9 protein-coding genes are annotated in these 9,880 nt (G+C 52.8%); 2 read left to right on the top strand and 7 right to left on the bottom strand.

Annotated elements, in window-relative coordinates; translation table 11 throughout:
* Positions 1 to 281: 281 nt before the first annotated feature.
* The 6 genes from ACFE7X_RS24365 to ruvX form a co-directional block, all read right to left on the bottom strand.
* The gene (locus ACFE7X_RS24365) at positions 282 to 1,919 is read right to left on the bottom strand and encodes an aminopeptidase P N-terminal domain-containing protein (RefSeq protein WP_375438281.1); all 1,638 of its coding nucleotides are present in this window, start codon (positions 1,917 to 1,919) and stop codon (positions 282 to 284) included.
* Positions 1,920 to 2,053: 134 nt separating this feature from the next.
* Positions 2,054 to 2,293, bottom strand: coding sequence for a 50S ribosomal protein L28 (rpmB, locus tag ACFE7X_RS24360; protein ID WP_022825070.1), 240 nt, complete (start codon positions 2,291 to 2,293; stop codon positions 2,054 to 2,056).
* 287 nt (positions 2,294 to 2,580) lie between these two features.
* Positions 2,581 to 2,751, bottom strand: a complete 171-nt coding sequence (locus ACFE7X_RS24355) for a DUF5522 domain-containing protein (RefSeq protein ID WP_375438280.1) — start codon at positions 2,749 to 2,751, stop codon at positions 2,581 to 2,583.
* Between the two features lie 111 nt (positions 2,752 to 2,862).
* Positions 2,863 to 3,837: a zinc dependent phospholipase C family protein gene (locus ACFE7X_RS24350; protein ID WP_375438279.1), complete on the bottom strand. Its 975-nt coding sequence runs from the start codon at positions 3,835 to 3,837 to the stop codon at positions 2,863 to 2,865.
* Between the two features lie 353 nt (positions 3,838 to 4,190).
* On the bottom strand, positions 4,191 to 4,790 hold the full coding sequence (gene def, locus ACFE7X_RS24345; RefSeq protein ID WP_375438278.1) for a peptide deformylase: 600 nt from the start codon (positions 4,788 to 4,790) through the stop codon (positions 4,191 to 4,193).
* Positions 4,787 to 5,197: a Holliday junction resolvase RuvX gene (gene ruvX, locus ACFE7X_RS24340; RefSeq protein WP_375438277.1), complete on the bottom strand. Its 411-nt coding sequence runs from the start codon at positions 5,195 to 5,197 to the stop codon at positions 4,787 to 4,789. Before ruvX ends, def begins: the two co-directional genes overlap by 4 nt.
* A gap of 471 nt (positions 5,198 to 5,668) precedes the next feature.
* Between ruvX and ACFE7X_RS24335 the strand changes: the two genes are divergently transcribed.
* Entirely contained in the window at positions 5,669 to 7,282 is a 1,614-nt protein-coding gene (locus ACFE7X_RS24335; protein ID WP_375438276.1) for a S41 family peptidase, read from the top strand.
* Positions 7,283 to 7,420: 138 nt separating this feature from the next.
* Here ACFE7X_RS24335 and ACFE7X_RS24330 read toward each other — a convergent pair whose 3' ends face one another.
* Positions 7,421 to 8,419 (bottom strand): transglutaminase-like domain-containing protein, encoded by a 999-nt coding sequence (locus tag ACFE7X_RS24330; RefSeq protein ID WP_375438275.1) that lies wholly within the window; start codon positions 8,417 to 8,419, stop codon positions 7,421 to 7,423.
* Positions 8,420 to 8,800: 381 nt separating this feature from the next.
* Between ACFE7X_RS24330 and ACFE7X_RS24325 the strand changes: the two genes are divergently transcribed.
* A partial coding sequence (locus tag ACFE7X_RS24325; protein ID WP_375438274.1) for a homogentisate 1,2-dioxygenase occupies positions 8,801 to 9,880 on the top strand: 1,080 nt, incomplete at its 3' end.

Genomic DNA, 9,880 nt, shown 5'->3' with positions numbered 1-9,880 from the left:
TGCTCGGTGCATTCGAGGATTACCTGCACCCGGTTTCCTTTCTTAGCCATCTCGACGGGGTTTTTGGGATTAAGGACTGCAAAGGTACGGGTCTTTTCGGAATTGACAAATACTCAGGTTAATAATGTAGCAGTAGTTATCCCTTTGGCCTTCACCCTACTACACCCGCAATTGTCGGCATAAGTCCTTCTGCTTGCTAAGCTAAGGGGTTAAAGCTATAGTTTAGGCATGGAATATTTGGCCTCTACACTGCTCTATATAGCTGAAAAGAACGCCTAGGTTTATTTCAATGTGGGCAGTTTGAAATCATCGAGGGCACTCGGTTCAGCTATCATGGCCTCTACCTCAGCTACCGTGCGAGGCGCTTCCTTGGAAAGATTCTCGGCACCCGTAGCAGTAATGAGCACATCGTCTTCGATGCGGACGCCAATATTCCACCACTTCTTGTCGCAAGGACTGCCCTCCGGAATGTAGACTCCGGGCTCCACCGTAATGACATTACCGGCTTTGAGTGGACCATAGTTGCCCCGGTCGTGCACGTCGAGACCCAGGTAGTGGCTGGTCCCGTGAGGAAAGTAGCGGCGCATTTCCTCTGGCTTCTGAATGATGCCTAGTTTCATCAGACCCTCCGATACCACTTGCTGGGCGGCTTTATTGGGAGCTTGAAACTCGTTGCCCGGCTTGCACTCCCGAATGGCCGCGTCTTGCGCCGCCAGCACCAATTCGTACAGTTGGCGTTGGGCGGCACTGAACTTACCGGAAGGCGGCACGGTGCGGGTTACGTCGGCGGTGTACCCGTGGTACTCAGCGCCGCAGTCCATAAGCACTAAGTCGTTGCCAAGGCGCGGCTTGTCGTTGGTTTCGTAGTGCAGGATGCAGCTATTGTTGCCCGCCCCAACGATGCTCGGGTAGCCCTCAAACTCGGCTCCGTATTTTTTATATACATACTCATGTAAGCCCTGCACTTCCATTTCGCTTATATCGGGGCGCATGGCTTTCATTACCTCTTGCTGCCCTATGGCGCTGATGCGGACGGCGCGGCGCAGCATGCGCAGTTCTTCGGGAGTTTTTACGGCGCGCATTTCGTCTAGCGCGTCATCCAGCACTGCACTTTCAAAGCGGCTGGTGGGGCGCGCCGCCATGGCCTTTTGGCGCTCGGCGTCGGTGGTGGCTTGAAGGTAATTCTGCACGTAAGTATCCGCTGCTACAGCCGGCTGCGTCTTCATCAGATTTTCCAAGTACGCTTTTACCTTGGGCGCATTTGCAACGCCATAGCGTTCAATGGAACGATAGACATCAGCTTTCTTGGTATCAAATGCAGCCGGGACACCAGCACCAGCCTGTTGACGAAAACTAGCAAGTAGGTCGAATAGGTCGGCGGGGTTCTGCGAATCGTCGCGCACATCGGTGGGCAGGTCCAGGAGATGGATGTGCTGAAAGTCTGCCCATGGAATACCAGCACCGGCAAAGTCGGTGTTATTGGCTACGTGCTGCAACTTTAACTGCTGCTTTGCTCCTTCTGTGCCTAACCGTCGCCCCGTCCAGGATTCCGCTTTGGGGTCACGCGGCTGCACAAACAAAGCTTCCGTAATACCCGCTTGCCCACTTACCGTTTGCGGTTCCTTGAAGAGCACCAGCACGGCGTCGGGCTCATCATAACCGGTTAGGTAGTAAAAGTCGGGGTCTTGATGGTAGATGTAGTTGACGTCGTTGGCCCGATTGCGGACGGGTGCCGCAAATAGTACTGCCACCGAACCCGCCGGCAGCGTCTGCCGCAACAATTCGCGCCGGTTCTTATGAAAGGCCGGGTCCAGAAAGTCGGCCGGGCGGCCGGGGCCGGCGGCCCGTTGGGCATACGCATCGGCCAATGAAGCACTTAAAGCGAAAGCCAGCAGCAGCGGGCCAAGAAACCGGGTCATGATAGAAGGCAGAAGTACACGAACAGAACTAAGTAGATACAACAAAGACGCGTACCCGAACCGAAAAAGTGCTTTTCAGTTCGGGTACGCGTCTGTTAATACTTTCTCTTTACAGTAAGCCGGAAGGGGCTAGACTAGTAAACGATGAAGCCTTGCTCCTTGGCCTTCTTCAGGACCGACATGATGCCGTTCTTGTTGATGGTGCGGATGGTGCTAGTTGCTACTTTCAACGTTACCCAAGAATCCTCTTCGGGAATGTAAAAGCGCTTCTTCTGCAAATTCGGGTAGAATTTGCGTTTGGTCTTGTTGTTAGCGTGCGACACGTTGTTGCCTACGCGGGTACGCTTGCCGGTCAAATCACAAACTCGGGCCATGATATTTGAAGGTTGAGGTTACAATGCTAGAAACAGGGGCGCAAATATCGGTATAAGTTTGCCAATCGCCAAATGTCTTCCCAACAAGTCGATAGGAAAACGAGCCCTTGCTTTTATAACATGCGTGCGACTATTTGAGAAGGCTTACCTCTCTCCCGAAACTACTTGCTCGTATGCTGAAAGAACTCTAGCAGTTTGTAGCGTCTAAATGCCAGAAGTCTTTTTTAGATCCGGTGTCTGGTACTTAATAAGTGAAATTTCAAGTACAACACTATGCGTACATCAAATCATAACTGCTTATCTGATTTAGGTTTTCGCCAGGGGCAGTGCCGGCAGCCGTTGCCGCAGCAGCTGCCGCGGCGGCGGTGATACTGCTCAGTGAAAACCATAAAGCCTTCGGGAGTAAGATAATAGTCGCCGGGTTGGAGAGGTTGAGCTAGAAAGGCGGAGCTAGGCATAGAATCTGTTCAGCAATCAGATAGACCGTAAAGATCGACCATAATTTTCTTAGCTGAATTATAGCTGCCTTAGTAGCTCAATACGAAGCTTGCGCTGCTCTTCTCGTCTTCTTACTCTTCGTGGCCAGGAGCTACAGTGATGCCAGGTTGTTGTAGTTTCTTGGCTTCCTCTGCGAGTCGAAGCTGTTCCTTCACTGAAGGTTGCTTGGGCAACTTGTCTAAGTCAGGCTGCCCCGCATCCACCCAACAGGTATACCAGAAAGCCCCAATCAGGCGCTGCGCCAACCGCATTTGCCGCTCTACCTGGCCCGTAAGCCGCTGGTGGTACTCGCGGCTGAACTCGCGGGAATACACGCGTACCGTTTGGTTGTTGCGCTCCTCAAACCCATACTTTTTATCGTCGGCAAACTTACTTGTCAACTCTTTCTCAAACCGCAACACCGAATCGACGGCGGCGCTGGAACGGGCTACAGTTGCCCAGATCGTTTTGGAAGGGGAATCCAGATACGGCGCCGGACCGGTGAAGAAGTCGTAATTGGCAGCTAGGATTTCCGGCAACCGGGACTCCCAGAAGCCGTGGATACCGCGCTGCCCCGTTAGTTGCCCATTGTAGTTGTGCGTAGTGTGCAGCGGCACGCAGGCATCGGCTATGTAATGCCCCAAGTCAGCCGACAAACTTAGTATTCGGTCGGCATCCCGTTGACGGAAAGCTTCGGTAAGTTGACTTTTCATCCGGACCACCTGCCACGGCACTATGCCATGCCGCATTAGGGAGTCTTCGCCGTATTTAGCTACAGCATCGGCATACGAGCGGGGCAGTTCAGCCAGGGCAGAGTCGCCGTACACGTCCACGTCCAGAAAGTGACGGGCGGCTTCACCGGGTACTACGGAACGGCGAGAATCTGGCCGGGTGGCATTTTCTGTGAGGTACTCGATATTAGTTTTGTAGAATCCTATCATCTCGGGTGGCAGCGTAAATACCGCCAGCCGGTTGATAAGCCGATGCCCGAAGAAACCCCACGCCTGCGGCTGCTGCGGCCATACGAGTAGCACAAATAAGAGCAGCAAGAGTAAATTTTTCTTCATATAAAATAATCAAAGCATATAGACAGTAGCCGTAAAAATCCACTCTAACCTACCATTTTATTCAACGCATAAAAAATACCCCCAGCTTGAAGCCAGCGTGGACCTGACCCGCTCCGCCCTTCAGAGCCGAGAGCAATGAGTACTGATTAGGGAAAAAAGGTTTGGGAAACTTCCCACTTCGGCTGCTCTTCCAGATAACTTGAGGCTTCCAAGCTTTCGTGGAAAATTTCTTTAACGCACAAGCCCGTCCCCTTAAAGAAAAGGACGGGCTTGATATGACTTTGTTTAAAATAGCTTTAGTTCTGTTTGAATCTGTTTTACCTCAAGCAAAACGGCGAACAAAATATGCTGTCTTACCGGCGGCCCTGACTGGCAAAACGCATGCGGTAGTCGGCATTCACATCGCCTTTGCTGATGCGCGTGAGCTTGCCTTTGATAAGTTGCTTCTTGAATCCTGAAATCTTATCAGTGAACAGTACGCCTTCGAGGTGATCGTACTCGTGTTGAATAACGCGGGCCGTCATGCCGCTAAAGGATTCCTCGTGTAACTGGCGGTTTTCGTCTTCGTAACGGAGCACAATATTTTCGGGACGGTACACCATTTCGCGCACGCCCGGAATGCTAAGGCAGCCTTCCTCGAAGCCCCATTCTTCGCCGGTTTCGCTTACCATTTTAGGGTTGATGAAGGCCCGTTTCACGGGTTTCTCGGCATCTGGTAGCGGCTCACCGGTTTCCTCGTCCTCGGTGTCAATCATCGGCTCCGAATCAACAACAAACAGGCGAATGCTTTTGCCTACTTGCGGCGCAGCCAGCCCTACTCCGTGGGCGTGGTACATGGTTTCAAACATATCCTGCACAACCTGCTTCAGCTCATCAGCTGGGAGGTCTTGGGGAATATCTTTGGCACGGGTTTTCAGCACAGGGTCGCCAAAGGCAACTATGGGGTAAATCATTGGGATTCGAGGAAAGATTGCAGAATAAGGGTAGCACTAACCCGGTCGACGGTGGCCTTGTCGCGGCGGTCCTTTTTACTGAGACCACCCGCAAGCATTGCCGCGTGGGCCATACGCGAGGTGTAGCGCTCGTCTATCTCGTGTACGGGCACGTCAGGAAATTCGCGGCGCAGACTCCGCATTAGGCCAACAACAGCACTAGTGCTATCAGTTGCTTCGTTGAGCAGCGTTTTGGGCATGCCCACTACAAGGGCCGCCAATGGTTCGCGCTGATGATAGGCTTTCAAGTAACTAAGCAAATCCTTGCTGTGTACCGTGTTGAGGGGAGTGGCAATGAGCTGTAGTGGATCCGTTACGGCGAGCCCGACACGCTTATTGCCATAATCAATGGCGAGAATACGGCCCATGACAAAAGGAAATTCAAAGTGATACTACGGCACAGCTACCACGGCTACCGTCCCAAAGATACGACAGGCCATTAAAATCAATGGATTTCTTCCTATTTCGTGCTAGCTCTATACATGGTTATACATTTACGGCATTGCAATTCTTTGAATTAGTTTTGTACTAATTATTTCCACTCATTAAACTACTTCAACCAATGAGCTTGCCCGCTATTATTGCACTAAAATTTGCGGGCAATAGGAATTTTTGCTTGTATTAAAGATAAAATTGCATTGTTATTTGAAAAGTTATATATCTAACTTTTTGTTGCTGGTATCTTAGAAATGTTTTAATATTTTTGAATGATATCGAAGTCTCAGGTATTATTCTTCTTGTGGTCTGAACGTCTACTTGCTTAGCATCTTATGATAATAGGGCCTACGTCTCAGCCAGCGCCTGCACCGGAACCTGCACCCCGCAATTCGCGGCGGCAAATGCGACAGCCGCTGTTGCTGGCTCTGACTTTAGCTTGTGGGGTACTATTGGGCGCCAATCCGTTTCGGCCTTCCAGCCAGAACCCCGATGGCACAGCGCGCGGCTACCTCAAATTTAAAGAGATTCTCTCCTACATCGACCGCGACTATGTTGACTCGGTGGATGCGGAAGCGTTATCTGACTATGCCATTGGCCGAATGCTAGAACAGCTCGACCCACACTCGGTATTTATTCCAGCCAAGCAACAGCAGCAGGCTTCGTCTTTTTTACAAAGTGATTTCGATGGCGTGGGCGTGGAGTTCAACATCTTCCACGACACCGTAACGGTGGTTGCTCCACTCAGCGGCGGTCCGGCCGAACTTTCCGGCTTGCAACCCGGCGACCGAATTATGGCGGTGAACGGTGAGCGGGTTTCGGGAATTCACATCACCACCGAGCAAATGTTTGGAAAGCTGCGCGGCACGCGGGGCTCGAAGGTGATTTTGCAATTGTTGCGTCATCACCAAGCCAAGCCGCTGAATGTGGCTGTCATCCGCAACCGCATTCCTAATAATTCGGTGGAGGTTTCTTATCTGCTCGATAAACAGACCGGCTATATCAAAATCAGCCGTTTTGCTAGTGGCACGTATGATGAGTTCAAGCAAGCCCTCGGCGACCTTCGCCACCAAGGCATGACCAGCTTAGTGCTGGACCTGCGCGGCAACCCCGGCGGCTACCTCGACCGCGCTACTAAACTAGCCGACGAGTTCATTGGCGGCACCCGCAAAATAGTGTACACCGACGGTAAAGGCGACCAATACGATACCCAAACCTTTTCGCGAGTAGCTGGCGAATTCGAGGAAGGCCCGTTGGTCGTGCTCGTAGATGAAGGCAGCGCCTCAGCCGCCGAGGTAGTGGCCGGCGCTTTGCAAGACCACGACCGTGCATTGGTTGTTGGCCGCCGGACTTACGGCAAGGGCTTGGTACAACAGCCTATTGCGCTTAATGATGGATCGGAATTGCGTTTAACTATTGCGCGCTATTACACGCCCTCGGGTCGTAGCATCCAGAGGTCGTACCGGAAGGGGTTAGCCGCTTACGAGCAGGATTTGCAGAACCGCCTCCGGCATGGCGAGCTGTTCCATGCCGACAGTATTCACTTCGACGATTCATTGCGTTACCACACGGATCACGGGCGCACGGTGTATGGTGGCGGCGGTATCATGCCTGACATATTTGTTCCGCGCGACACCTCAGCTTTTTCGGCTTATTATACGCGGTTGCAAAGCCACAATCTAGTGCGGGAGTATGCGCTAAACTACTTTCAGGAACACAAAGCTGAACTAGGAGCATTGCGTTCCGAGCAATTCCTGAGTACGTTCCGTGTTAACGATTCGCAGTTGCAAGCCCTGGTTGAATTGGCAGCCCACGACGGAATGCCCGCTAACCCTATGCATTTGCGCCGTTGCGCCAGCCTGCTCCGCAACCAGATCAAGGCGTACATCGCCCGCAGTGCGTATGGTAAGCTCACCTACTATGCGGTTTTGCATGAGCAGGATGTGGAACTGAAGCAAGCCGTACAGGCTATGGGCAATGGCTCAGCCAACCCGATGCAAAAGCTATCAATGAATTAACCTTTATCTATAATTATCTGAGGCTATACTGCGAAACGGTCGGAGCGATGAACTCCGGCCGTTTTGATTTTAGGTTCTACTGAAAACGCACAGAATAGTGCGGTCGACACCAAACGGCCGCAAATCTAAAGCAAATTGTTACAGCGTTTTATCTTGGTACCGAAATTGCGCCTTTACCCCTTCGAGCGGCTTGCCATCTGCTTCGGCGTAAGGATAAACGAAATAGTTGAGCGGATTGCTTTTCTGCTGAGGGGCTAGTACTAAGTCGCGGCCCCGGGTAAGCTCGACGCGGTTTTCGTCGTGCGCCCCGAAAAAATACGTACGGCGCGACGGATCTTTGGCGGCTTCCGATGCATCGACGGGCACCCAACCGGTTTGCTTTGTGTAGAACTCAGCCCAGCAATGATAGCCTTTGATTTCGCCAGTGCCACGCTCGGTAGGCAGCGGAAAACCGATGCTGAATCGCGCAGGAATGCCCAGCGCCCGGCAGTAGCCAATAAACACCGCATGGAAGTCGGTGCAATTGCCGCGCCGAACGTCGCAGGCGTAGTAGATATCGCCGCGTCCCCAGCCTTGGCCGGTTTTGTCGTAGGTGACGGTGCTCACCACATGCTCGTAAACGGCGCGGGCTTTTTCAAGGTCGGTCTTGGCATTGGCTTTGGCTATTACTTCCTGCGCCCAGCCCTTGACTTTGGCATCGAGAGGAACCAGCCGATCCGGAGCCAACCAACGCGCCATATTGGGGTCAGTAGCTTCCATAGAGCGCACAGGCTTACCCTTGGTAGTAGCTAAAAAAGGATTTTGGTGCTCGCGCCGAGTTGCTTGAAAGCTCATATCGACGGTGAGGCCAACGGCCTGTGCGGCAGGCACCTTCAGATGAAGCACCTTGTTCCCGAATGCTGCGTCGGTGATAGTGTAGGGAACCTTCGTCTTGATTTCCAACTGCTGAATGTCTTGCGAAGCGTCGGGGTGCGGCACAGGCAACCAGAGTTCCACCGAATCGGTGCCAGTAGGGAGGGCCGGTACGGTAGCCGTGTAGTCGAAGGCAAAGGTGCGAACCCGTGGGGTAGGCGTAGGCCCGGCAGCAAGCAGGGCAAAGCCCGCAGGCAGCAAGTAACGGAGGAGAGCGGCAGACATGGAGAAACAAACAATCCGAACTGGCCACCAGCGGCCGACATAGAAGGTGTAAAAGTAACGTATTGACAGAGGGTTTGTTTGCTAAGGTGTATTTCTAACACCTTAAACCCCGTTCACACTAGATCTTGAACAGATTAAATACCGGGTTTTCGGTGGTGTTTACCTACTGAATATTTCCTTGCTCTAGCTAGATTAAGCCACCACTCCCAAGTGAGCAAACAACCCTTTTTTACGTTAGTAATTTAAATTTCTCGTGCTAGTCGAGAGAAAAAGTAGTTGATATTGCTACGGACTGGCGCGGGTGCTCACTCCTCAAACGTTCTTACCTTCACGTTTCAAGCTCCCCGTCCCCAATTCCCATCCAAACCCACCCCTGTCCGCATGGCTTACTATCACCGCCTTGGCCAGATTCCGCGCAAGCGCCATACCCAGTTTCGTCAGCCCGATGGCACACTCTACTCAGAGCAGCTTGTTGGTACACTTGGCTTTCACGGCGTTTCGTCGCTGCTATACCACCGGCACCCGCCCACCGATATCCGGCAGGTAGGCCAGGCCGAGCCTTTCAGTCCCAAGTTGCTCAAAGACCGCCCCTTGCAGCCGAGCCACTTGCGTACTCTGGCTGAAACCACTACCGGCGGCGACTACCTAGCGGCTCGCCAAACCATGCTCGGCAATGCCGACGTCACGCTCAGTATCTGCAATCCTACCGAGCGGCGGATGAGCTATTATTACAAAAATGCGCTAGCCGACGAGGTGATTTTCGTGCACGAAGGCCGGGGCGAACTATGGAGCCAGATGGGCAAACTAGTTTTCGAGCCCGGCGACTATGTGGTGATTCCGCGCACCATTATTCATCAGCTGCATTTCGAAGAAGGCGCCGTACGGCTGCTGATTATCGAGTCGTTTAGCGCGGTGGAAACGTGCCGGCGCTACCGCAACCACTTTGGGCAACTGCTGGAACACTCGCCGTATTGCGAGCGGGACATCCGGCCGCCGAGCGAACTGGTTGCGAATGATACCCAGGAATCGGGCGAGTACTTGCTGAAAATCAAGAAGGAAGGCCAACTGCACCATCTTACTTACGGCCACTCGCCTTTTGATGTGGTGGGGTGGGATGGGTACTTCTACCCTTACGCCACGAGTATTCATGATTTCGAGCCGATAACGGGCCGCCTGCACCAGCCCCCACCAGTGCATCAGCATTTCGAAGGGCACAACTTCGTGATTTGCTCGTTCGTGCCGCGCCTCTTCGACTACCACCCGCTTAGTATTCCCGCCCCTTATAATCATTCCAATGTTGATTCCGACGAGGTACTGTATTATGTGGCAGGCAACTTTATGTCGCGGCGGGGCGTGGATCTGGCGTCCTTCACCTGGCACCCAAGTGGCATTCCGCACGGGCCGCACCCCGGCACCGTAGAAGCTAGTCTCGGCAAAAAAGAAACCCACGAGCTAGCCGTA

The sequence above is a fragment of the uncultured Hymenobacter sp. genome, assembly GCF_964242765.1.
In the GTDB taxonomy this organism is placed as follows: domain Bacteria; phylum Bacteroidota; class Bacteroidia; order Cytophagales; family Hymenobacteraceae; genus Hymenobacter.
The sequence above is the reverse complement of the archived record's forward strand: the minus strand, read 5'-3'. Positions and strand labels throughout refer to the sequence as shown.